The 26,256-nt window shown below is 31.9% G+C and carries 20 protein-coding genes; 6 read left to right on the forward strand and 14 right to left on the reverse strand.

What is annotated here, in order from left to right:
* Positions 1-370: 370 nt before the first annotated feature.
* Together fabF and ACW5YJ_RS11255 are read right to left on the reverse strand one after the other, a co-directional pair.
* Positions 371-1,615 (reverse strand): beta-ketoacyl-ACP synthase II, encoded by a 1,245-nt coding sequence (gene fabF / locus ACW5YJ_RS11250; RefSeq protein WP_017722315.1) that lies wholly within the window; start codon positions 1,613-1,615, stop codon positions 371-373.
* Between the two features lie 11 nt (positions 1,616-1,626).
* Positions 1,627-2,568 (reverse strand): beta-ketoacyl-ACP synthase III, encoded by a 942-nt coding sequence (locus tag ACW5YJ_RS11255; protein WP_017722316.1) that lies wholly within the window; start codon positions 2,566-2,568, stop codon positions 1,627-1,629.
* A gap of 194 nt (positions 2,569-2,762) precedes the next feature.
* On the opposite strand from ACW5YJ_RS11255, the gene ACW5YJ_RS11260 reads away from it, so the two are divergent.
* A complete protein-coding gene (locus ACW5YJ_RS11260; RefSeq protein WP_017722317.1) occupies positions 2,763-2,957 on the forward strand; it encodes a DUF2929 family protein in 195 nt (64 codons plus the stop codon).
* A gap of 216 nt (positions 2,958-3,173) precedes the next feature.
* On the opposite strand, the gene clpB is transcribed toward ACW5YJ_RS11260, so the two are convergent.
* Positions 3,174-5,783 (reverse strand): ATP-dependent chaperone ClpB, encoded by a 2,610-nt coding sequence (clpB, locus tag ACW5YJ_RS11265; protein ID WP_017722318.1) that lies wholly within the window; start codon positions 5,781-5,783, stop codon positions 3,174-3,176.
* A 287-nt stretch (positions 5,784-6,070) separates the two neighbouring features.
* Here clpB and ACW5YJ_RS11270 point away from each other — a divergent pair, with 287 nt between their 5' ends.
* Both ACW5YJ_RS11270 and ACW5YJ_RS11275 read left to right on the forward strand, forming a co-directional pair.
* Positions 6,071-6,496 (forward strand): nuclear transport factor 2 family protein, encoded by a 426-nt coding sequence (locus tag ACW5YJ_RS11270; RefSeq protein ID WP_017722319.1) that lies wholly within the window; start codon positions 6,071-6,073, stop codon positions 6,494-6,496.
* A gap of 95 nt (positions 6,497-6,591) precedes the next feature.
* Entirely contained in the window at positions 6,592-7,296 is a 705-nt protein-coding gene (locus ACW5YJ_RS11275) for an SDR family oxidoreductase (RefSeq protein WP_017722320.1), read from the forward strand.
* 167 nt (positions 7,297-7,463) lie between these two features.
* Here the strand turns inward: ACW5YJ_RS11275 and ACW5YJ_RS11280 are convergent, their stop codons facing one another.
* On the reverse strand, positions 7,464-9,293 hold the full coding sequence (locus ACW5YJ_RS11280) for an acyltransferase family protein (RefSeq protein ID WP_457338620.1): 1,830 nt from the start codon (positions 9,291-9,293) through the stop codon (positions 7,464-7,466).
* A 225-nt stretch (positions 9,294-9,518) separates the two neighbouring features.
* Positions 9,519-9,827, reverse strand: a complete 309-nt coding sequence (locus tag ACW5YJ_RS11285) for a metal-sulfur cluster assembly factor (RefSeq protein WP_017722322.1) — start codon at positions 9,825-9,827, stop codon at positions 9,519-9,521.
* A gap of 113 nt (positions 9,828-9,940) precedes the next feature.
* On the opposite strand from ACW5YJ_RS11285, the gene ACW5YJ_RS11290 reads away from it, so the two are divergent.
* Entirely contained in the window at positions 9,941-10,783 is an 843-nt protein-coding gene (locus tag ACW5YJ_RS11290) for a Cof-type HAD-IIB family hydrolase (protein ID WP_017722323.1), read from the forward strand.
* A 33-nt stretch (positions 10,784-10,816) separates the two neighbouring features.
* Positions 10,817-12,139, forward strand: a complete 1,323-nt coding sequence (locus tag ACW5YJ_RS11295) for a CoA-disulfide reductase (protein ID WP_457338177.1) — start codon at positions 10,817-10,819, stop codon at positions 12,137-12,139.
* Between the two features lie 252 nt (positions 12,140-12,391).
* Here the strand turns inward: ACW5YJ_RS11295 and ACW5YJ_RS11300 are convergent, their stop codons facing one another.
* Positions 12,392-13,300, reverse strand: coding sequence for a ketopantoate reductase family protein (locus tag ACW5YJ_RS11300; RefSeq protein ID WP_457338178.1), 909 nt, complete (start codon positions 13,298-13,300; stop codon positions 12,392-12,394).
* Between the two features lie 137 nt (positions 13,301-13,437).
* Here ACW5YJ_RS11300 and ACW5YJ_RS11305 point away from each other — a divergent pair, with 137 nt between their 5' ends.
* Positions 13,438-13,959 carry a TetR/AcrR family transcriptional regulator gene (locus ACW5YJ_RS11305; RefSeq protein WP_135092080.1) on the forward strand — a complete coding sequence of 174 codons (522 nt, stop codon included), beginning with the start codon at positions 13,438-13,440 and terminating at the stop codon, positions 13,957-13,959.
* Between the two features lie 150 nt (positions 13,960-14,109).
* Here the strand turns inward: ACW5YJ_RS11305 and ACW5YJ_RS11310 are convergent, their stop codons facing one another.
* The 8 genes from ACW5YJ_RS11310 to ACW5YJ_RS11345 all read right to left on the reverse strand — a co-directional run bounded on the left by ACW5YJ_RS11310 (position 14,110) and on the right by ACW5YJ_RS11345 (position 26,218).
* A complete protein-coding gene (locus tag ACW5YJ_RS11310; RefSeq protein ID WP_017722327.1) occupies positions 14,110-14,499 on the reverse strand; it encodes a YisL family protein in 390 nt (129 codons plus the stop codon).
* Positions 14,500-14,730: 231 nt separating this feature from the next.
* Positions 14,731-15,636 (reverse strand): fumarylacetoacetate hydrolase family protein, encoded by a 906-nt coding sequence (locus tag ACW5YJ_RS11315; RefSeq protein WP_017722328.1) that lies wholly within the window; start codon positions 15,634-15,636, stop codon positions 14,731-14,733.
* Between the two features lie 262 nt (positions 15,637-15,898).
* Positions 15,899-17,035 (reverse strand): DUF418 domain-containing protein, encoded by a 1,137-nt coding sequence (locus ACW5YJ_RS11320; protein ID WP_457338179.1) that lies wholly within the window; start codon positions 17,033-17,035, stop codon positions 15,899-15,901.
* 25 nt (positions 17,036-17,060) lie between these two features.
* Positions 17,061-20,717, reverse strand: a complete 3,657-nt coding sequence (addA, locus tag ACW5YJ_RS11325; RefSeq protein WP_457338180.1) for a helicase-exonuclease AddAB subunit AddA — start codon at positions 20,715-20,717, stop codon at positions 17,061-17,063.
* Positions 20,714-24,181, reverse strand: a complete 3,468-nt coding sequence (gene addB, locus ACW5YJ_RS11330; RefSeq protein WP_457338181.1) for a helicase-exonuclease AddAB subunit AddB — start codon at positions 24,179-24,181, stop codon at positions 20,714-20,716. Before addB ends, addA begins: the two co-directional genes overlap by 4 nt.
* A gap of 326 nt (positions 24,182-24,507) precedes the next feature.
* Complete coding sequence (gene lepB / locus ACW5YJ_RS11335) at positions 24,508-25,101, reverse strand: signal peptidase I (RefSeq protein ID WP_017722332.1); 594 nt, start codon at positions 25,099-25,101, stop codon at positions 24,508-24,510.
* Between the two features lie 18 nt (positions 25,102-25,119).
* The gene (lepB, locus tag ACW5YJ_RS11340) at positions 25,120-25,638 is read right to left on the reverse strand and encodes a signal peptidase I (protein WP_017722333.1); all 519 of its coding nucleotides are present in this window, start codon (positions 25,636-25,638) and stop codon (positions 25,120-25,122) included.
* A gap of 4 nt (positions 25,639-25,642) precedes the next feature.
* A complete protein-coding gene (locus ACW5YJ_RS11345; RefSeq protein ID WP_457338182.1) occupies positions 25,643-26,218 on the reverse strand; it encodes a TVP38/TMEM64 family protein in 576 nt (191 codons plus the stop codon).
* Positions 26,219-26,256 lie beyond the last annotated feature (38 nt).

A 26,256-nucleotide genomic window follows, 5' to 3' on the forward strand; every position in this document is an offset into this window, starting at 1 on the left:
TAGTCACTATTGCCGAGGTGGGACTACGAAATCTATGTTAGAAAATTTGATTTCTGTCCCACTCCCAGATGATTAAATAAATTATACTTTTAAATGCTTATTTAGCCAATAAGGATATGTTTTAACTATTTAAATACTTCATATGATTTTATTTGCTTAAATAAAACTAATTTATACTATCAAGAGCATTTATAAATATTAGTCTGCCTATTTTAAATAAAGCCTCAAATAGAGATTAAAATATTTTGATAAATTTTTAAAGTATATCTTTCAAAATTTACCTGAACGCAAAATAAACCAAACACTAAAAATATAGCGTTTGGTTTATTTTAATATTTATAATATAACAGTATGAAAATACTATACAATTTTAGTCACTAAATTTCTTCAACACAATCACTGCATTATGTCCACCGAAGCCTAAACTGTTACTCATTGCATAAGTAATATCTAAATCTTCTGCTTGGTTAGGAACGATATCTAAATCACATTCTGGATCTGGTGTGTTTGCATTAATTGTAGGTGCAATACGGCTATCTCTAATTGAAAGCGCAGAAAATATTGCCTCAATACCACCTGTTGCACCAAGTAAATGACCTGTCATTGATTTAGTTGAACTTACTTTTAATGTAGAAGCAGCTTCACCAAATGTATTTTTTATAGCTTGGATTTCAGTTAAGTCGCCCACTGGCGTACTTGTACCATGTGCATTAAGATATTGAATATCTTTAGCTTCAATACCAGCATCATCCATCGCTGCTTGCATAGCACGAGAGCCACCTTCACCTTGTGGTGCTGGAGCTGTAATATGATATGCGTCTCCAGTCGAACCATACCCTACAACTTCTGCATAAATTTGAGCACCGCGTGCTTGTGCTGATTCTAAAGACTCTAATACTACAATACCAGCACCTTCGCCCATGATGAATCCATCACGACCTTCTTGGAAAGGACGACATGCAGTTTCTTTATCATCATTTGTAGATAATGCGCGACTAGCACTAAACCCTGCAATTGCCATATGTGTGATTGGCGCTTCAGCTCCGCCTGTAACCATTGCATCTGCGTCACCACGTTGAATAATCTTGAACGCTTCCCCAATTGAGTTTGTACCAGTTGCACAAGCTGTTACTGTAGAACCATTTGGACCTTTGGCACCAATATCAATAGACACTTGGCCTGTTGCCATATCAGGTATAAGCATTGGTACAAAAAATGGGCTCACTTTTCTTGGACCACGGTTAATTAATTGATTATGAGAAATTTCAAATGTTTCCATACCGCCAATTCCTGAACCAATCCATACTCCAATTCTATTGGCAGTTTTTTCGTTAATTTCAAGTTTAGCATCTTGAACCGCTTCTCTAGCAGCTACTAACGCATATTGAGTAAAACGATCCATTCTACGTGCTTCTTTTTTCGGGATATGGTCTTCTATATTAAAATCTTTTAGTTCTCCAGCTAAATGAACACTGTAATCTGTTGTATCTAATCTTGTAATATTATCAATACCACTTACACCTTTCAACGCGTTATCCCACGATGATTTAGCATCGTTGCCTAAAGGTGATAATGCGCCAATTCCTGTTATTACAACACGCTGTTCTTTGCTCATAATTTATCCTCCTATTTTCCCCATCTTAGTGTGACAGCGCCCCATGTTAAGCCGCCACCAAAACCAACTAATACAAGGACATCGTCATCTTTAATTTTGCCTTTTTCTAATTCTTGGCCGATACTTAATGGAATAGATGCTGCTGACGTGTTTCCAAATCTGTCTACAGAAACACTCATTTTTTCTTTTGGTATACCTAAACGTTCTCTAGCAGATTCCATAATTCTAATGTTTGCTTGGTGTGGTACAAACATATCTACGTCATCAGGGGTTAAATTTGCTTTAGCCACTGCGTTTGTTGACGCTTCGCCCATTATTCTTACAGCAAATTTAAATACTTCACGACCGTTCATAAATATTTTGCCATTTTCTGGGTTTAAAAATAAATGCTTTGCTCCTGAACCATCTGAACCTAGTTCATAGCTTAAAATACCGCGTCCTTCTGATACCTCACTAATAACTACTGCACCAGCACCGTCTCCAAATAAAATAGCTGTTGAACGATCTGTAAAGTCAGTAATTTTAGACAATTTATCTACACCGACAACTAATATGTTTTTATAATCACCAGATTGCACAAATTGTTTTGCATTAATCATTGCATACATAAAACCACTACATGCTGCAAGTTGATCCATGGAAGCAACTTTTCCCACACCTAATTTTTCTTGTAAAATATTAGCGACTGTTGGGAAAGGAAAATCACCTGTCGATGTCGCTACAATAATCATGTCGATTTCTGAAGCTTCAATCTCTGCGTCTTCGATTGCTTTTAAGCTCGCTTGATAAGCCATGTCAGAAGCTTCTTCATTTTCATCTGCCCATCTACGCTCTTTAATACCAGTCATTTGTGAAATCCACTCATCTGAAGTTTCTAAAAATGATTCAAAATAGGTATTTTCAACAACTTTTTCAGGTGCGTACGCACCAAAACCTTTAATACCCACATCCATGGTTGTACACCTTCTTAATCTTAATTTTAATTTTTATTTGAATTAAACTTTTAATACCAGGTATTAATTTAACATAATACACATTTCAAATACAAGAACAACACATCGAAATTTTAAATATTACTTTTCTCTATACAAACTACACTTAATTATTTATAATGAAGTTATATATATTATATTGGAGGCATTACATAATGAAATACCTCGCAGTTTTATTTTGGTCTATTATCTTATTACAAATGATTAATTTCGTACTTAATAGTTTGAATGGTGGCGGTGCACTTAACTATATAACACCGGTCTTTGGAGCAATTGCTTTTACAATTATTATCGTTTTATTTGATATGGTGATTAAACCTAGTAAACATGACGCCAAAGAGTACCACTAAATACGGTGTAGGACAATAATCTTGTGATTCAATTGTCTTATCTACGTCAAAGATGACTATAACACTAAACAAGTCCAAGGCATATAAATGTCTTGGACTTGTTTTTTATAATAAAAGGGAACGCCTCAGAAAACAAATGCTTACTTTGCTTTCTATTACGCGTCCCCAACTAAATTATTTTAATTAGCGAAATTGCTTTATAATTAATAGTATTTATTAAACTGTTTCGGGTTTATTTTCAGAAAATGTTAAACCATCATCAGTCAATGCAATATCGATAGTTGTACCTTCAGGTAAGTTTTCTCTAATCATTTTACGTGCTAATGGTGTTTCAATTTGTCTTTGGATGAAACGTTTCAATGGTCTTGCACCGAACTGTGGTTCATAAGCTTCTTCGCCTAACCAAGCTTTTGCTTCATCTGATACATTGATTGAAATACGTTGCCCCATTAATCTAATATTTAACTCTGTTAATAATTTATCAACAATTAAACTCATATCATTAATAGATAAAGGTTTAAATAAAACAATGTCATCCATACGGTTAATAATTTCAGGTTTAAAATATTGGTTTAAACTGTTCATCACAGCTTTTTCTGTTGTTTCAGTTATCACACCTGAATCTTTAACATTTTCTAATAAAATTTGCGAACCTATGTTACTAGTCATAATGATAATTGTATTTTTAAAATCTACTTCGCGTCCTTTAGAGTCCGTCAAGCGACCTTCTTCAAGTATTTGTAACAATACGTTAAATACATCACTGTGAGCTTTTTCAATTTCATCTAATAGAATTACAGAATATGGATTACGGCGAACTGATTCAGTTAATTGCCCACCTTCATCATGGCCTACATAACCTGGAGGTGCACCAATTAAACGTGAGACAGAATGTTTCTCCATGTACTCGCTCATATCAATGCGAATCATATGTTTCTCTGAATCAAATAACGTTGATGCTAATGATTTAGCTAATTCTGTTTTACCTACACCTGTAGGTCCTAAGAATAAGAAACTACCAATAGGTCTGTTAGGATCTTTGATACCTGCACGTGCTCTTACAACAGCATCAGAAACTAAATCTACTGCTTTATCTTGTCCAACAACACGTTCATGTAGTATATCTGAAAGGTTCAACAGTTTCTCTCTTTCAGTTTCTACAAGTTTCGAAACCGGAATACCTGTCCATGAACTAACAATATCTCCAATTTCTTCATCAGAAACAATTTCACGAATAATACGTTCATTATCTCCATTTTGTTCATTTTGGAATGCATCTTCTAACTCGCGTAATTCTTTTTCTAATTCTGGAATTGTACCATGTTGTAGCTCAGCTGCTCTTTCTAAGTTGTAATTATTTTCAGCATCTTCTAATGCTTTTCTATTTTCATCTAATTCTGTACGTTTTTCTTGTAACTTAGCAATTTTTTCTTTTTCTTCTTCAACACGAGATTGAATTGCATTTTGTTTTTCTTTTTCATTGGACAATTCTTGTTGTAACTCTTGCAAACGTTGTTTGCTTGCATTATCTGATTCATTTTTCAATGCACTTTCTTCGATTTCTAACTGCATTACACGACGATTAACTTGGTCTAATTCTGTTGGATTAGAACCCATTTCTGTTCTAATTGTCGCACACGCTTGGTCAACTAAGTCGATTGCTTTATCTGGAAGAAAGCGATCAGTGATATAACGGTCTGAAAGTTCTGCAGCGGCTACTAATGCTTTATCTTGAATACGTACACCATGATAAACTTCATAACGTTCCTTCAAACCACGTAAAATTGAAATTGTGTCTTCTACATCTGGTTCCGATACATTTACTTTTTGGAAACGACGTTCTAAAGCTGAATCTTTTTCAATATATTCTCTATATTCATTTAGTGTTGTAGCCCCAATACAGTGCAATTCACCTCTAGCAAGCATTGGTTTCAACATATTTCCTGCATCCATTGCACCTTCTGTTTTACCAGCTCCAACAAGCATATGAATTTCATCTATAAACAGTATAATTCTACCGTCTGAATCTTTCACTTCTTTCAATACTGCTTTTAGCCGCTCTTCAAATTCACCACGATATTTTGCACCTGCAACAAGTGCACTTAAGTCTAATTCAAATATTGTCTTATCTAATAACGACTCAGGTACGTCTTTTCTAACAATCCTCTGCGCTAAACCTTCAACAATAGCTGTTTTACCGACACCTGGTTCACCGATAAGTACAGGGTTGTTTTTTGTTTTTCTACTTAAAATTCTAACGGTATTTCTTATTTCTTCGTCACGACCAATCACTGGATCCATATTACCTTGACGTACTTCTTCAACTAAGTCTCTACCATATTTTTCTAAAGCTTCATAATTTGCCTCTGGATTTTGTGTTGTCACATGGTTTCCCCCTCTTATTTTTTTAATAATTTCTACAATAATTTCTTTTTTATTATCTACATATTGTTTTGTCGTCTCATCAATGTCCATTGCAGCTAATATGATATGTTCCATTGAAATGTATTCATCTTCATATGATTTCATATATGATTCTGCACTATTGAATAATTCATTTGTTTTTGGACTAATATATTGTCCGTATTGAATATTATCGCCCTGTACGGTTGGATAATTTTTCAATTTATTAGTATATGCATTGTTTAAATGTTCAGTATCAATATTAGCTCTTTCTAGCACACTTTTAAATAAACTTTCGTTTTCCTCAAGTGCTGCTATTAACACAGCTTCGATTTCTATATTTTGGTTTTCATTTACTTTTGCTAATTCAACTGCTTTTTGTAAAGCCCCTTGAATTGCATAGGTCATTTGATTAATATCCAAAATGATTCACCTCACCATTTAGTATTTGATCAAGCGTCTTTAAGTTTGACTTTGACTTTCTTTGACCTTAAATATATTATAATACTTCTTATTAAATTAATCAATAATAAAGGTTGCTTTTTTATATTCTTTTCATGAGATTTGAAAGCTTACTACACCCTATATTTTGCCTGTTTAACATAAAATAAAACATGCATTTTCCATTTGATTAACTAGTAAATACAAATAAAGTTCTTAGGATTATGTTACGATTATTGTAAATGGTCATTATAAGGAAGTGTGTTTACATGGAACAAGAAATTAAAAAGCCAATACCGCCTTTCAATAAGCAGACAGCGTTGGAAAAAGTTAAGATAGCTCAAGATGCATGGAATACAAGAAATCCAGAAAAAGTTTGTCTCGCTTATACGGAAGACTCAAAATGGAGAAATCGTACTGAATTTTTTGAAGGACGCGAAGCAATCAAATCTTTTTTATATAGAAAATGGAACAAAGAACTTGATTATAAATTAATGAAAGAATTGTGGTGTTACACAGATAATTTGATTTCTGTTCGTTTTGAATACGAATGGCGAGACGCAGAATCAAATCAATGGATGCGCACCCATGGCAATGAACATTGGGAATTTAATAAAAATGGCCTCATGACTAGAAGAGATATGAGCGCAAATGATTACCCAATTAGCAAAGAAGATAGAAAATATTTGGATTAAATATAGATTAATGAATCTTACTATGAGTAATTCTATTTTTATATTTATAGAGAAAATAAAGACCCTTTATACTGTTAACCAAAGGAGATTATAACATGGATCAAAATTCAATATATAAAACTGCATTAGTGACAGGTGCGACGAGTGGTATAGGTAAAGCCATCACACAGAACTTACTACAAATGAATATGAACGTTGTAGCTGTAGCTAGAAATCAAGATAAATTAAATAGTTTAGCTGCCGAATTAAATAACGACTCTACATTACTCACAATACAAGCAGATGTTTCTAATAAAAAAGAAGTAGAATTTGTAGTTAAACAAGCCGAAACGCGTTTTGAAACAGTTGATGTGCTTGTTAACAATGCCGGGAAAATGGGTTCTAGTAGGGTCTTAGATGGTTCGGTATCAGATTGGGAAGATATGATTGATATAAATATTAAAGGTTTGCTTTACGGTGTAAATTCGGTAGTTGGAAATATGGTCAATAATCAAAAAGGTCATATTGTCAATATTTGTTCCGAGTCAGGATTTGAAGTTATTGAACGTTTATCTGTTTATTGTGCTACAAAATTCTCTGTACGAGCTATTTCTATTGGTTTAGAAAAAGAACTAGCTAATACAGGTGTACGTGTAACAAATATATCACCAGGTATGGTGGAAACGGAACTTAGTTCGAAAAGCCCCTTTGAAGAAAACAGAAAAAAATTAAAACCTATAGATATTGCTAACGCTGTATCCTATGCTATTTCTCAACCAAAGCATGTTAATGTTAACGAAGTCACTGTGCGCCCCTCTTAAAAATATTAAATTATAAAAAAACGTATGCTAAGAAAATAAGTGCTTTCTTAGCATACATTTTTAGATTCTAAACTTTGATTTATAATATCATTAACGCCTACATGCGATCTATTTCCCTCAATTTTAGATTATAATAGAAACAAAAACTTCAAACATTATTATGTTTTTTATCTATTTAGATTTTTGGTAATATGTTTTAATATTTCATCTGCTAGTGCTTTTACACCTTTTGCTTCTAAATGAATACCATCTGGTGCAAAATATTCTGAATGACCTTCAGAACGTTTATGCCAATCGATTAAAGTAACATTATCATATTTTTTGGCAGCATCCGCCATCAACTCATTAACATGACTTTCATAACTTCTAGGTACTCGAGTATTTACTAAATACACTTGAGCTTCACCGAATTTTTTAATTAATTCATTTAATTGCTCTTCAGAAAAATCTCCATTTGTTCCCAATTCTAAGATAACTTGATTTGATTTGTGATTATAATTTTGATATTTTTGATCTACTAAAGGTATGGCTTCATATAAATTCCTACCAACTTGGCCATCAATATTAGCATGAGGAACTTGTATCTTAAAGGTTTCTCCAATATCCACCATTACAGAATCTCCAATTAATAATGGTTTCAAATCTGCATATACTTCATTATCTTTATCTTTTTTAAACTCAGAGTCCCCTGAAAAATTAACATCATCAACCGGAATTGGTCTAACTAAATATTTATCTATTTCATCTGTATTATATGAAGTCGCTTTATGGTTTATATCATTTTTACCTAGTTTGTCAAAACTTCCTGTAAAGACAAACATAGTAGGAATTAAAAATAAAATTAAGACGATTGTTCTAATCACTGTCTGTTTATTTACACGTGAGATACTAAATACTTTTATCCCTTGTTTTCTAAACGGTGTCTCTATATAACGATAAGATATTTCTGCCAATACAATAGTTAAAATAATATCAACAATATAAACATAAATGGGTAATTGGCCATCTACATAATATGAATGTACAAAGCTAATTACAGGAAAATGCCATAAATATAAACTATAAGATCGTTTCCCTATGTATACAAATAATGGATTACCTAGTATTTTGGCAAAATAACCAGAAGGATGTACTGCACTAATAATTACAAGTAATGTCAATCCTGAAATTAAATAAAAACCACCATTATATATCCAATTACTATTATCATTCACTTTTAAGAAAAGGATTAATAAAAGTACAATTCCAATCACACCTATACTATCGATGATAGTTCTCAATGAATGATTTGGATTTTTCTTTAATTTAAACGGTGGCCAAATAAATGCAAATATTACTCCTAATAACATTGTCTGTAACCGTGTATCAGTACCAAAATAGACACGTGAATGCCCTGTTTGTGATTGGGCAATAATAACCATTGTCAATAAAGAAATTAGCGAAACTATCCAAAATATCAAAGTCACATTTCGGTATTTCTTTATTGTAAGCAGTAAAAAAATAAAGACAGTGGGAAAAATAATGTAGAATTGCTCTTCAATTGCAAGTGACCATAAATGTTTTAAGGGCATAAAAGCAAACTGTTCGAAATAATTAACATCTGTGGCAATGTACCACCAATTAGATACATAAAAAATAGCTGCAAAGCCATCTTGTTTAATATTTACAATTTCACCAGGTTTAAATATTAAAGTTGCTACCGTTACAACCATCACAACTACCAACATAGCTGGAATTAATCTTTTAATTCGCCTTAACCAAAATTGTTTTAAATTAATAATACCTGTGGATTCATATTCAAAAAGTAATAAGCTAGTTATCAAATAACCGGAAATCACAAAGAATGTATCTACGCCTAAAAAGCCACCAGTCAACCATTGTTTATTTAAGTGATAGATTATAATGCTTATAACCGCGATTGCTCGTAATCCATCTAAACCTGGCATATAGCGAGTACTATACTTTAACTGCTTATGCTTATTTAAATTATTGTTCATTTCCATTCATTCTTTCATCCCCAAAATAAAATATTTCACCATTATTTCTTATCAATCACTCAACCATTGTAATACTTCTGTAACATAACTGCAATCATTTTAATGAATTGCACTACAGAGAAAATATGTTTTTAAATATATTGATTTCTAAGAATTTTAGCTAAAAAATAGCCCAATGTACAATTAAGTACATTAGACTATTTTATAGTTGCTATTTTAATTTGTTTAACCAATACCCAAAGCAATTTTAGCATAACGAGACATCATTTCTTTGCCCCATGGGGGACTCCAAACAATATTTACTTCTGTATCTGAAATCTCTGGAATTTCTGCTAACACCATTTTAACTTGGTTTACAATTTGAGGTCCCATTGGGCACCCCATAGATGTTAATGTCATTTCTACAGTACATAAACCTTCGTCATCCACATCTACATTATATATTAAACCTAAGTTTACGATATCGATACCTAACTCAGGGTCAATAACCATTTCTAAAGCATTCAATATGCTATCTTTTAATCCTTCATCCATACATTTCACCTCTTCGTAATTAATCATACTAACAATATATCAAATATCTTACAAAACGCCAATAAAATGCTATGATATTCATACGTCAATTATTAAACATTAAGGAGAAATCAATGGAACCTTATTTAATTTGTCTAGATTTAGACGGAACACTTTTAAATGATGAAAAAGAAATTACACCTTATACAAAAGAAGTATTAACTAAATTACAAAAACAAGGGCACAAATTAATGATTGCCACTGGTAGACCATATAGAGCTAGCCAAATTTATTATCATGAATTGAATATGGATACACCAGTTGTAAACTTTAATGGTGCATTCGTACATCATCCTAAAGATGATCAATTCGAAATCAAACATGATGTATTAGATTTAGATTTATCAAAAAATATTATAAAGAGTTTAAATGATTATGGTGTATCTAATATTATTGCCGAAGTCAAAGACTACGTGTTTATTAATAACTATGATCAAAGGTTATTTGATGGGTTTTCAATGGGTAATCCAAAAGTAGAGACTGGAGATTTACTCACTTCATTAACTGAATCCCCTACATCAATTTTAGTTGAGGCGGAAGAGTTCATGATCCCTAGAGTCAAACAAATGTTAACACGCTTTTATGCAGAAAACATTGAACACCGTAGATGGGGTTCACCATTTCCAGTCATTGAAATTGTTAAACAAGGGATTAGCAAGGCACGCGGGATAGATTACGTAAAATCTCATTTAGAAATCGATAGAAATCATATTATTGCATTCGGCGATGAAGATAATGATTTAGAAATGATTAAATATGCTAAATACGGTATTGCCATGGACAACGGCTTGGATGAACTTAAACATGTTGCAAACCAAGTTACATATTCTAATAATGAAGATGGCATTGGACGATATTTAAATGATTACTTCCAATTAAATATGCCTTATGAAGAAACTATAAAATCTCAAATTTAATTTTGCGATTTTAATTTGAGGAGGTCATTCAATATGAATAAAATTGTAGTCGTTGGTGCAGTTGCTGGAGGCGCAACTGTAGCTAGTCAAATAAGAAGATTGGATCAGGAAAGCGAGATTGTTGTTTTCGAAAAAGATCGTGATATGAGTTTCGCCAACTGTGCCTTACCTTACTATTTAGGCAATGTCGTTGATTCACGCGACAAAATACTTGAAGCAACGCCAGAAGCTTTTTATGATTCTAAAAATATAATTGTAAAAACGTACCATGAAGTGACGACTATAAATGATGATTCACAAACAATTACAGTCTATGATCACATGAATGATACTTCATTTGAAGAACACTATGATACTTTAATATTAAGTCCTGGATGTAGTGCAAATTCGTTGAACTTAAATAGTCCTATAGCATTTACTTTAAGAAATATGGAGGATACAGATGCAATTGAGACTTTTATTGAACAACAAAATGTAAAAAAAGCACTTGTTGTAGGTACGGGTTATATAGGCTTAGAAATTTTAGACAACCTTTATGAACGTGGTATCACGCCTACTCTAATCCATCGCTCAACTCACATTAATAAATTGATGGATCAAGATATGAACCAAGCTATTATTGATGAAATGGATAAACGTCATATCGCTTATCGTTTTAATGAAGAAATAACAAAAGTAGATGGTAACGACGTATATTTCTCCTCTGGTAAAGTAGAAACTTTTGATTTAATTGTCGAAGGTGTAGGTGTAAAACCAAATTCAGAATTTATCCAATCATCGAATATCACTTTAGATAATAAAGGTTATATCCCTGTTAATGACCAATTTCAGACTAATATACCAAATATATATGCGCTTGGTGATATCATAACATCACATTATAGACATGTTGATTTAAATGCACACGTGCCACTTGCATGGGGGGCACATCGTGGTGCAAGTATCATTGCCGAACAATTAGCAGGTAACCCTAAAGTGAAATTCAAAGGCTTTTTAGGTTCAAATATCGTAAAATTCTTCGATTATACCTTTGCTAGTGTAGGCTTATCGCCACAAGAATTAAAACATTTTGATTATGGCATAGTCGAAGTTAACCAAGGTGAACATGCGGGATATTACCCTGGAAATAAAAAATTACACTTACGCGTTTATTTTGATAAAGTTAACAGGCGTATTATTCGTGCTGCAGCAGTTGGAGAAAAAGGTGTAGACAAACGTATCGATGTCTTATCGATGGCAATGATGCAAAAATTAACAATTGATGAACTGACAGAATTTGAAGTTGCTTATGCACCACCATATAGCAGACCTAAAGATATTATTAATATGATAGGCTATAAAGCTCGAAATAAATAAAAAATCAACTTTATTTTACTAACAAAGAAAACAAAAACCGATAATTTCTAATCACATACTGAGTAGAAATTATCGGTTTTTTTATTAGTAATTTATCGTTTAGATTTGCTATAAAACAGAATAATTCTAGAAAGTTGCTTTCTTTTTCTAGAAATTTTCATATTTTACTTAACTACACTTTTAACAATTATACTTATGAATAATCTTCTTATTTATATCGAAAAAAATTGATGATAATATAGTTAAACTTTATTATCTTGCTTCTATAATCATTTCATCTAAATAATTTGTTGTTAACGCTGTTTGTTTATTTAACAATTTTATATCTTTATATAAAGCATTGATTTCTGAATTGGAACCTTGAATTTGATTCATTATTTTGATATTAATAATTAATTTTAATAGTGGATAAGCAAGACATTTAAAATTCTTAAAAAGCGTTGACTGTAATTTTGGGACAATATTATAGTTACTATGCTCAATTAATAAATGTAATTCATTATATGACTTAATAATATTACTAAGAAGTTGTTTTTGATTTTCTTTATATTTATTTTTCAATGATATCCCTGCATTTAGAGGTATTATCATTGCGGCATGTGACATTAACCAATCTTCGAATCTTGTTTCATAAGTTAATTTTATAGATGAATTTTTAAAAATTGCATCAAGTTTATTATGAAATGGTATTATCCCGTTAAGATGGCTTACTTTTAATTCCCCTGCATTAAATCGAATAACAGTTGTTGCACTTCCCCCCCTATTTCCTCCAGTCATTAGAAAACCAAAAGATATATTTTTATGTGTAATTGATTGGCGAAGTACTGTTTGACGAAGCTTATGAGGGTCGGTGTTATTACCTATAAAAATAATATTGGTGCTTATATTTTGAGCTATTGAAGGTACAATTGAGTAAAAATCTGAATACTTCATTGTTACAAAGATAATATCATAGTTATCATTCTTACCTAACTTACTTACATAGTTAAAGTAATCTGTAGTTCTTTTATTTTGTAAATAATGGTTCAACACAACTCCTCTGTTATTTAAGTATTTATAATTTTGACCTCTAGCTAATAATGTTATGTTATTTTCTGGTTGATTTAATACATGTGCTAAATATTGTCCTTGTACCCCAGCGCCATAAATAAGAATATTCATATGTGTCCTCCTTTTTAATGAACATTTGTTCATTAGCTTGAACTTATCATTATAAAAAGTTAAACTCAATAAACAAAATAAGTATATTGATGCTTATTGTACAGATTTCAAAAATCGTTGATAAATGAGGAATATCTATGGATAAAAGAAAAGAAAAATCACGTCAACTTATTATCGAAAATTTTATAAAGCTAATGCAAAAAAAGGACATTGCTAAAATATCTATGAAAGATATTGCCGAAGCTTCTAATATCAATAGAGGTACGATTTATTTAAACTTTTTAGATAAATACGACATACTTAATCAATCATTAGATTTTATATTAGCTGAAACAATTGAAAAATGCGAGAGTACGATGAACCTTCAACAAGATGGTAAAGCAAATATGCGTGAAATACTCATAACTATAGATAAACAATATTTTGTCTTGAAACAATTAATACAAAAATCTGATTTAAATATATTAAGACAAACACTTTCTGAAAAATTTATGCAAAGCATAAAACGAAAAGATAATGAAATAGCATTACAATTTTTAGGTTCGGCAATAGTAGGTGTTATTATATGGTGGATAGAGCACTCTAGACCCTGCGCTATTGATGAATTAAGTAATGAACTATGGCATCTGTTAGAGCCACATATTGATACATTTCTATAGATTAAATGGAAAATTTTCAGTGTAATTTTAATGCTCTTTGTTAACGTTTGTTATCTCACACTATAATACATTTTAGTTTAAATAAATCGATCTACTGAAAAAACATAAAAGAGGCTACGACTTCTTTGTCGTAGCCTCCTTTTATATAACTTACAAACCAAACATTTGTGTAATTGGTCCCATCGGTAAAATAATACCAATAATGATAGTCAAGATAATAACTACAATAGTAGTCCATAATAAACTATGACTTGGTTGACCTTTTTTACGTTTAGTAATTGTCACTTCCATCAATGCAACGACTGCTACACCGCAAATCATTTTCAATGTCAGTAACATATGTCCACCTGCGTTACCAGATGAGAATGATTGAATCCAAACCCAAAAGCCTGAAATTAACACAAGTAACATGAATAATCTTAAAACCATATGAATTGGTTTAAAATAAGGTGAAGCTCCTTGTTTTTCAGAAAAGTTAAAGTAAGCTGCAAAGAATAAAATAATTAATAATACCCAACTTGCTATATGCATATGTAACATATAATATAACCCCCACACATTTTTCACTTCAAAAGTATATAAAACAGAAGTATATTGTAGTCTTTTAATTATAAAATCAAAAGATTACTTACCTAATCATACTTAAAATCGCTTCATTTTTCAAAGAGAATTCTATGTTACTCTACTAAAGGTTAAGTAAAAAAAGCGGGATACAAATCAAAATTTTAAATTTGATATTTATACCCGCGCTCTATATTATCTTAATAATTTTTATTTATCAGCAATAAAATTAGTTAATGTACCAATATTATCGATGGTAACTTTAATCTCATCACCTGGTTGTAAAAATTTAGGTGGATTCATACCTGCACCAACGCCTGCCGGTGTACCAGTTGCAATAATATCACCTGGATGTAGTGCCACAAATTTAGAAATTTCTTCTATCAATTCATCTATTTTAAGAATCATTTGACCTGTGTTACCATCTTGACGGATTTCATTATTTACTTTCGTAACAATGTTCACATCTTCTGGTGTAGGTAATTCATCTTTTGTCACAATATAAGGACCTATTGGACAACCACCAGTTAAACTTTTAGATAAGAATGCTTGGTCTTGTTCATTTTGGGCTTTACGGTCTGTAATATCATTAATAATAGTATAACCATATACGTAATCTAGTGCTAAACCTTTAGGGATTTTTTCACCTGATTTACCGATTACAATACCAAGTTCACCTTCGTAATCTAACTGTTCAGTAATATCTTTATGGTTAGGTATTATGCTATTATCACCAGTTAATGACGAAGCAGCTTTCGTAAACACATATAATCGCTGCACTTCGTGATTTAACTCACTAGCATGATCCTGATAATTACGTCCAAAGGCAATCACATTATTTGTTGGCGTGACTGGCGGTAAAAACTCTATTTCGCTAAATTGTACTTTATAGTCGTCACCATTGCCACTATCTTCTGCTGCAACAACAGCTTTACGAACTTGTTCTTGAAAATCAACAATTTGGTTTTGTTGAAGTCCGTTTAATAATGTTTTCGGGTGGAATTCGCCTTCAGCAAAATCTGCAAAAACTTTTTTTAAGTCCCATGCAGCCTCTTCACGTTTAACTTTCACACCATAAGATGTCTGTCCTTCATGTCTGAATGATAGGAATTTCATTCAATATCAGCTCCTCATCTATATCTTATTACATATTATAACTATATTTACCCAGAAATAACAAATAAATAACTAGCGCTTACAAAAATTCTCCTTAACTCAATGACAATGAATTTTTTATGTTGTATGTCTAATTTGATTACAACTTCAACTTATTATTTACCCTTATAAACATTAAAAACAGTTTTAAAATTAATAAATGAGAGTAGAACAGCAGTCTACTCTTTTAATAATTTTTACAATCCATTCACATTATCTAAATTCATTTAAGGTATGTGATCTTTCGCCATAGCCATTCAAAAGGCCCCATTTTAAAATGTTTTAAATAATAGTAACAGCCTACTAATTGTAAGCAATAAATAAGTAATGCAATGATGTAAGATTGGTATAGTGGCAATTGGTTATATAATCCTCCACCTATACCTAAAAATATTAATGATAAAACAATACTCTGAGTTAAATATACAGATAAACTTAATTTACCCGGATATGTAAATACTTTGAGCAAGTGTGCTATACGTGTACTTTGATACATAGCAATAAATATTAATATATAGCCGGTAGCAACAATTGGACCACCAACGATATTGATATTCTGGTACGCACTATTTGAGAAATCAAGTGCAAAAGGCATTTTCACTATATAACCTATTATAAGGCATAATATCCCCCATTTAATTGCACTTTGTTTTCGTAGTTGTATTTTCTTAACTAGCTTTAATTTTTGTGCAGCTATACCTAAAAGAATATATGGTAAAAATTCAAAATAGGCAGACTCTGTCACAACATCTAACACATTATATAAATTTTCTAGTGCATTTATTTTCAGAAAATCTGTATAAAGTCCTTGTTGTTTAATTTCTATCAATTTAGATAAAGATACACCACTAAAATTATGCTGGGTATATGGATTATTTATTAAAGAAAATACTGCAAAAGGTATAACTAGCAATAAAATTTTTAGGATAAATAAGATGATTGCTGCTTTTATTAAACGCTTTGCTTTGGACTTAATAAACAACACCGCTATTAAACCCGTAAATGCATAGCCAAATAAGATATCTCCTGAAAATACAAAAAATCCATGTAACACGCCCATAAGCATAAGAAAAATTAATCTTCTAAATATTATTGGGTAGTAGTTAATGCCTTTCATATGACAATTGTCATACATGATGCTCAAGCCAAAACCAAATAAAAATGTAAAAATAGGATAAAATGAACCAATAATTAACAAGGTAATTCCGTGTAATAAAATAGCGTCGGTTCCATGAACAACATCAGACAATAAACTTTCCTCATACGGAAAACTAAAAACTAATATATTCATTAAAATAATACCTAGCAAACTTAATCCACGTAATGCATCTATTTCATATAACCTTTGCTGAGATGACACAACAAGCACCCCTTATACTCTAATTTTATTCATCAATAGAAAGTTGACCAAATTTAAAGAAATATAAATAGCCTTTAACATTTGTTTTCAATATAGTTTCTAAAGTGTTTCGATAGTATTCCATTTGTACCTTATAACGTTCTCTTAATTGGGCACCTATTGCTTCATCTGACATATTGCGACGTCTATTAAAGGCATCTGTCTTATAATCGACAAAGTAATATTGGCCATCCTTCTCAAATATAAGATCAATCATCCCTTGTATAATAGAAGCATCTTCTTCCATATTTTCAATACGGTCTACTTTAGCTTGATTGACAACAAATGGTAACTCTCGATATATCCGGTCACTCATAGCAATCGTTGAATATAATTCACTTTCAATAAACTGATAAATATCTTCAAATCGGATATCCTTTTTAGCGTCTGCATCAATAATATGCTTGTCTATTAACTGATTGATAAGTACATCCACCTCATTGTGAGATAGCCCTTCCTTTTTAAACGGTAAATGTTGCATTACCGTATGCATAAGAGTACCAATTTCATTTGCTTTTCGTTTCGTAGTATGGCTTAAAAATCCTGGTCTTTCATATGAAGCTGAGCCAATTCGATATTGTCTAACTCTATCGTAGTTGGTGTCAGCTTGTTCTGTCTCAAGTTGTCGTTTCAGTTCTGATACAGATTGTTTTGATGGCTTTTCAATAGCTACTTCATGTGGGTATTTGAAACTTAATTGTTCATGAATCTGCGACTTAAGTTCATCGTTACCAGTCTGAGCCGACTGTATATCTACTAGCGTACGTTGTTCACCTTCAGCTATAACGATTTCTGACGCAATATCTTCATAAAAGTCTGTTTTTAACTGTACAAAAGGCATCATCGAGTCATCAATGTCATTGATTGTTGCTTCAAAACGTAATTCTTTTGGCAGTGATGTAGATTGATATTTAGCTAATATTGGATAAATCATGTCAATTGGTCTTTGTGCGGTTAAACGATAGCTCACGGGTAAGTGCGTCTTCGACACTGAAACCTGTTCAAATTGAGTTAGTTCTTTTTCGTCTTTTACACGACCTACTAAAAACAATTGTTCTTTAGCGCGTGTCAATGCAACGTAAATTAACCTCATTTCTTCTGAAACCATTTCTTTTTCGGCTATTGCCTTATACGTAACTGATGATAGTGATGGATAAGACAAGCGACTATCAATATCATAATATGTCATACCCAAACCATAGCTTTGATTTAAGATTACTGGTTTGTGCAAATCATCTCTTCTAAATCGTCTTGATAACCCTGAATAAATCACGAATGGGAATTCTAACCCTTTACTACTATGAATTGTCATCATTCGCACAACATCATCATTTGGTCCTACAATATTTTCTTCACCAAAGTCCTTACCTCGCTCTATCAATTCATCTATAAAACGAATAAATTGATATAATCCACGGAAACTAGAATTTTCAAATTCTACTGCTTTATTAAAGAGTCCATATAAATTTGCACGTCTACCTTTACCACCAATGATGCCACTAAAATATTGAATAACATAATGGTCATTATAAAACTTATCAATTAGTTGATAGACAGGGTGGCTTTGGCTGTAATGTTGATACATTTCAATATCTTTCAAGAAAGATTCGAGTTTAGTAACTAATTTTTTATTAGCAACATCATTTGCTATATAATGCTGTATCGATTGATAAAAATAATCATCATTTGGACTAAATACCCTGATATTAGATAACTCATCCTCAGTAAACTGATAAATTACAGAACGCATGAGTCCAACTAAATAAATATCTTGTAACGGATTATCTACCGTTCGTAAGAAAGATAATATGAGTTGAACTTCAGTCTGTTCAAAATATCCTTCTTTACTATTGACATGAAATGGAATGTTATGATCTTTAAAAGCTTGTTGTATCTTACGTGCCTGTCCATAAGAACGTTCTAAAATGACAATATCTTTATAACTTGGTTTACGATACTGCTCATTTTTCATATCATAAATCTCATGTTCTGACATAATTTTTTCCACTTGTTGGACGATGTATTCCGCTTCTTGTTCCGAACCATTTAAGTCCGAAGAAGCATCTTCCACTAACATGTTCAACTGGACATTATGAGACTCATTATCGAAAGGAGCACCATAATAAAGTTGGGCAGCATCATCATAGACTATTTCTCCAACAGCTTCATCCATCATATGCTTAAATAAATAGTTCGTTGTAGTCAAAACTTCTTTTCTAGAACGGAAATTTTGTGATAAATCAATACGCATACCATTCTCTGAACCATCTAACGTAAAACGATTATACTTCCCTATAAATAAACTGGGATCCGCTTGTCTAAATTTATATATAGATTGTTTGACGTCACCTACCATAAATAAATTTCCGTCTGCCTCACTCCCCCGTTTAATACATGCAATAATTTGCTCTTGTACACGATTAGTATCTTGGTATTCATCGACAAGTATTTCTTCAAACTGTTTACAATACATATCAGCAATATCTGATGGTGTGCCATCTTCGTTCATCAATACGCGTAATGCAAAATGTTCATAATCTGAAAAATCAAGTAAGTTTCTACTGCGTTTCTTCTGATTAAATAAATCAATTACATCCGCTGTTATTTGTGCTAAATACGCTACTCTAGGCGCTAAGCGCTGCATATCCATTTTTAAATCTTCAGCATTACGTGAAAAATAATCTTCTTGCACCTTAGTTACCAACGCTTTATATTGATCGTAATGTTTTTTACCATCATCGTATGCATCTAACATCATTTCATTGGCTTCTTTTATTTTTTTATTTTTAGCTGGAAAACGTGTTTCAAACTGGTGTTCTGCAATAACTTGTGTATTTAATATACCGCCTTCCATTGCTTGAGCAATAAAACGTCGTTCTTTTTCTAAGACTTCGAGTTGTTTATCTACTTCTTCAAGCATCATGAACAAATCATAACTTTTATTCAATGCTTCCAATGCAGAATTCATAAAAATCATAGCTAAATCATTTAATAGTTTTAATAACTCTGCTTGTTTTGTAATATCATCGTATGGTGCTGATAGTTGATTCAACCAAGCCGATGGATTTGGATTTGCCACACTAAAATAAAACATTTCTTTAACGGTGTTTCTTAGCTGGTTGTCGTTCCTATCTGAAGATAGTTGTTCCGTTAAATCAATGAAATTAGGATCAAGTTGGTCGTAATGTTTTTCTAACACTTCATCTATTGTCTGTTCAAGTAGCAATATATTTTCAGCTTCACTACTTGTTCTAAAGTTAGGATCAATATCTAATACATCATAGTGGTGTTGAATTAATTTCAAACAAAAACTATGTAACGTAGATATCTGTGCTTGATGTATCTTCACACGCTGATTCTTTAAATGTGTGTTATTTGGATCTTCATTTGAAGCTTCTTGAATCCTTTGGTCTACACGGTGTTTCATTTCTCTCGCACTTGCATTCGTAAATGTAACAACAAGCAGTTTATCCACATCAATTTCATCTTTAATAATACGTTGTATAATGCGCTCTACAAGTACGGCAGTTTTTCCAGAACCTGCGGCAGCCGCAACAAGTATATCCTGTCCTTTTGCATAAATACTCTTCCATTGGTTATCTGTCCATCTCGTATTCCCAGGTTTCACTGGTATTTGACTCATTCTCCATCGTCCTCACTTTCTAAAACTACATTTTGTACCGCTTCTAATGGATCAATAGATTCGTCAACTGTACGATAACGTTTACTATCTATCATACCGTCTACATGACAGACTGATTTATAGCTACAAAAATCACACGGTAATGTCTGATTGTATTTCATTGGTGCTACTTCTGTATGTCCATCCATGATATTTGATGCCGTTTCAATAAAGTTTTGCTTATTATGATGAATTAATTTGTAAATGGTCTCCTCGTCGGCAACTTTACTATTACTTTTAATACCGCCATCTTTTTTTAATCCTAAAGGTACAATATCAGAATTATAACTTGGCTCTAGTCTAGTATCAAAAGCGTCTAATACAGATTCGTCACTATTTAGTAAGCCACTTAACTTGAAGGATTGAATGAATTCAGAATCTCTTTTTTCTTCCGACAGTTGATTCCATGCAAGTTTAATGCGCGGTTCATGTACATGGAAGTATAATAGTCCACCAGGCTTAGTTAACTCTGTTAACCCTAGACGTGACTTATTTTGAAGTACGATATCCATATATGTCATCATTTGCATTTGCATACCGTAATAAACTTTTGTTAAATCCAACGTACCACTATATTTAGATGACTTATAATCAATAATATTTACAAAACTCTCTTCCCCGTTTTTATACGTATCTATCCTATCGATTTGTCCACGTATATTTATAGGTATACCTTGTTTTGTATGTAACGATTCAGCTAATAACTCACTATTATCTCTTGGTTTTCTTCTAAAACCAGCTTCAAACCGTTGTGGTGTAAATTTAGTATAGCTACCTTGATATTTTAATGCTGTTAAAGTCGTTTCTACAATTGCACCAATACGCTGTGATAAATATCGGTAATAGGCTGTTGAATTTAATAAATTAAATTGTACTTCAGGTAATATTTCACTTAGAGCTTCAACTGTTAGCTTATGAATTTTTTGGGAGTTTAGATTTTTAAAATCACCATTTACTTTTTCTGAGATAAATTTCAATACTTGATGGAAGATATCTCCTAGATCAAAATTTTCCAACTTATATTTTGTACGTTCATTTAAACGTAAACCATGTGATGCAAAGTGTTTAAATGGACAAGCTTGATAGCCTTCAAATCTAGAAACACTTGCATTGATTGTCGAACCGTACAATTCTTTAGATAATGATTCACTTAATTGAACCGTTTCATTATCATAAGTTAAGGCGGTTAATAAGTAATCTAAACCATCATTTAAACTTTCATCGTCTCGCATCACTTGATATGTGTCTAACCAAGTTTCTGCAACAATTTCATCATCTAACCAAGCTTTTAACGATTCAAATAAAGCAATTTTAGTTTGGTGTGGATGTTCCATTAAAGTAAGTGGTTGCGCTTGATGTTGATGGTGTATATTTTGAACTTCTAAATTAGTAAATAATTGTTGTATTTGGCTTAAAAATGGACTTGGTTCTTTTTGATCACCACTAGAACCCATAAGTGAATATGAAAATGTAACTTGTTTACAACTACGCGTCATTGCAATATAACATACAAATGCTTCATCCATTTGCAGTATATCTGCCGTAGGACTTAATTCTATGGAGGATTGTTCTTGGAAATATTTCTTCTCGTCATCCGTAATTAAACTTGAAGATGACACAGTTTGCGGTATAACGCCATCATTTGCCCCTACTATATATACATGTTGTTTATTATCTACTTTTGCTAAATCCATAGTACCAATACTCACCTGATCAAGCGTTTGAGGAATCATTACAAATTCTAACTGTTCTAAGCCAATATCAAACAATTCTAGAAAACGCGATTTAGACATTGTTTGCTCACCAAATACTGTAACTAAGTCATCCAACGTTTGAATAAAGCCATGCCATATCTGGTCAATTTCCTCAGCCTCTCTATGTTGGCCGTTAAAATCTAACGTATCACGTTCAGTCATTAACTGGCTTGGTAAGTCGAATGCTTCCATCGATTCGTAGAAAGCAGTGGCAAATTCAATAGCTGTAGTTGCATGATTCATACTTTCTTCAAATAACATCACTTTATTGATAACATCTGTTTTCATTTGAATAACACGCTCAAAGGTCTCACGTTCTTCATTTGTTAATTGTTGACGTTTTAGCCCCATTTTTCTAAATTGCTCAATATCAAAATATTTTTCATCCAACCAGCGTTTGCCATAAATACCACGTTCTAGAACAAAATTCTCTAATATGTCTATCAAGTAATTACTATCTTTAAATTTCTTAGATAGAATATCTGTTTTAAAAAGTCGCATAAGCGGATCAAAATTCCAATTGGTTTGTATTACTTCAATAAGTGATCTTATCATTTCCATTATTGGATGATGTGTCATTGACGGCTTCACATCGATGTTATATGGTATGTCAAATTGTGGCAAAATTGATTCCATGAGATAGGCATAAGCTTCATCTCTATATAAAATGGCTATATCTTGATATCTATAACCTTTCTCACGTATTTCTCTTAAAATACGACGAGCAACTTCATTTATTTCTTCTCTCATCCCACTAGCTTCTAAAATTGCTATATCACCATTTGCAACTGTCGGCTCAAATTGTAACGCATTAAAATTGCGTTCTAAATTGGCTAGGTCAGCATTATCAAAGCGATATACTTTATCAAAACGCTTCGTACGTAATTGTACATTGAGGTCACTTGCAATTTCTTCTATGTGTGTCAGTGATTCCGAAGGCTTTCTAAATAAACTAAACACATCTTTATCGCCATCAGTTGTTAATACAATCGTAACTTTTTTAGCGTATTTAACTAAACTACGGATAATTTGATACTCTAATGTCGAAAAGTTATGAAAGCCATCAATATAAATTTCCGCTCTCTTTATCCATTCAGATTGATCCATCATCGTAATGAATCTTTGTAAACTATCTTCAGTAGATACATAAGTCCCGTCAATTCTATCTTCTAAATGTTTATAAACCAGCGCAATATCTTGTAATTTATGCTTTGTTCTTGTTTGTAAGTCATTTTCTGAAATATAATCATTTAATTGTTGTGGAGTTACTGCATATTTTTTAAAATCTTGTATTTGTTCATAAAGTTTTTCACTAAATCCATAGTATTTAACTTGAGAACGATATAGTTTCAATTCTGATTGATGTTGTTGTATGATGTCATAAATCATCATTTCAGTGCCTGCTTTAGATAATTGTTGTTCTATCAAACCACCGACTTCTTGAAACACACGATAACTTAATCGTTCAAAGTGTAGAACTTCGGTTCTCATACTACCATTTAATAATTCATCACTAACGAATGATTGTTCAAGCTGAAAAGTGTTTTGTGTAGGCGCAATTAAGACAATAGGATCCCCTAATGGATCTTCTCGCATTTTTGTTTTTATTTCTTCAATTATTGCTTTCGATTTCCCTGTGCCTGCTCTACCAATATAAGCATTTAATTCCATGATTTACGCCAACTCCTTTGACTCATATTTTAACATATATATGATTGTGTATAACTTTTCTTACACCTTTAATGTCTAATAAATTAGAACATGTCTTTACTATAAATTTGATTATTTGTTAGTAGTTTATAACAAAAAGAGGATCGAGACACAAATAGTTATCTCGATCCTTTTTCTACACTCTTTACAATAGCAACTGCATTGTGCATATTATTGTTAGTCAATAAACACTGTTCTAATTTTAGAACTTTTACTTGATTAACAAGTTAGGGCAATGAAATTTTATTTGATTAATAAATTTTCATTGCCCTATTCTCAATATTTTATTATTCATATTTTGTATCTGGATTAAATCCAAATTTCATTTCACTTAACGGCCAAAAACTAAATGACACTTTACCAACAACTTGGTCTTCATCAATTAAACCAAACGAACGACTATCTTTACTTACTTCACGGTTGTCTCCAAGTACAAGCAATTTACCTTCTGGGATTTTATTTTTATCTTTTACTTTATCTGCACCTTCAGATTGTTCGTTCATCTCTTTCGTTGTAAAACTTCCAGTTATATAATTATAATCTTTATGTTTTTCATTATAATCTAAGTATGGTTCGTCTACTTTTTTACCATTAACAAATAACTGATCTTCTTTATATTCAATGTTATCACCTGCTGTACCGATAACACGTTTGACATAATCATTATCCTTAGTTGCATGGAAGACAATCACATTGCCTTTTTCAACATTTCCAAATCTTTGACCAATCAAATTGACAATAACACGTTCTCCATCTTTTAATGTAGGATCCATAGAGTCGCCTTTAACTGTATATGATTTCCCCACGAAGTTAACAATTAGCAATACTAAGGCCACTGCAACAACGATGGACACAATCCATTCTACGATTTCTTTTCTCAATTCCTTCACCTCGTTTATTTAATTAAAAGTCACTGTAAATTTTTCAAACGGATAATATCTTAAACTTGTGTTGCCAATGATATCTTTCTGATGCACGAAACCTAATGTTCTAGAATCGTTTTTATTATCACGATTATCATTAAGTACAAAGTAAGCATTAGGCGGAATAATATCACTTTCAGAATCTTTGATGTTTCTAAGTGACAAGTTATTGATGCTATTGTTTGTATAAGATTCATTTACTTCTCTATCATCTCTGTACAATGAGCCGTTTTTGAATGAAATAGATTGTCCAGGTTTTCCGATGATTCTACTAAACTGGATTTCTTTTCCATTACGATACATAATAATATCATTATTATCTAAAAAATTAAATGTCGTTTTTATTTTATTAACAATAACACGATCACCTTGTTTTAGATTTGGAGCCATTTTATCATCTTTTATGACTGACCCTGTAAGCACAAATGCCTGAATCAATAGTACAATAATAAGCGCAAATATTATGGAAATCAAATGTTTTAGTAATTTTCGCAAGTTGTCACTCCTCTGACGAATGCATAAAATGTTTCTCTAGTTTTCTACCAACAAGCCATACTACAGCAATTACTACCATTATTGTTATCAACCTTATCGGATTAGTAAAAAGTGTTGTAATATCATTACCTAACCAACCTACAAGACCAATCATTATAAACTTAGATGCTATTAATACAATTAGATAGGCATGCGCTTTAATATGGGATAAGCTTGCCACGATATTAACTAGAGCACTTGGCGTAAATGGAAAGCACATTAAGATAAAAATAGGTAAGACGCCCTTTCTATCAATAAAATGTATTAAACGTTGAACTGATGTCCGTCGCTGAATTTTTTGCATATATTTTGTATGAGTTAATCTTCTAAAAAATAAAAATACAATATAACTTCCAGCTACAGTGCCTAACCAAGCCAATAAAGTACCAATAAACCAACCAAAAGCATTAACGTTTACAATTACAAACACAATGATTGGTAAAATAGGAATAAAAGCCTCAATAAATGGTAATAGAAATCCTGCGATGTACCCTAAATTCCCAAATATATCAAACCAATACTGTACTTGTTCCTCTGTCATCAAACCCATCCTCGTCATCACTATTCTTTATAATTATA

The sequence above is a fragment of the Staphylococcus sp. mip270_02 genome, assembly GCF_054031535.1.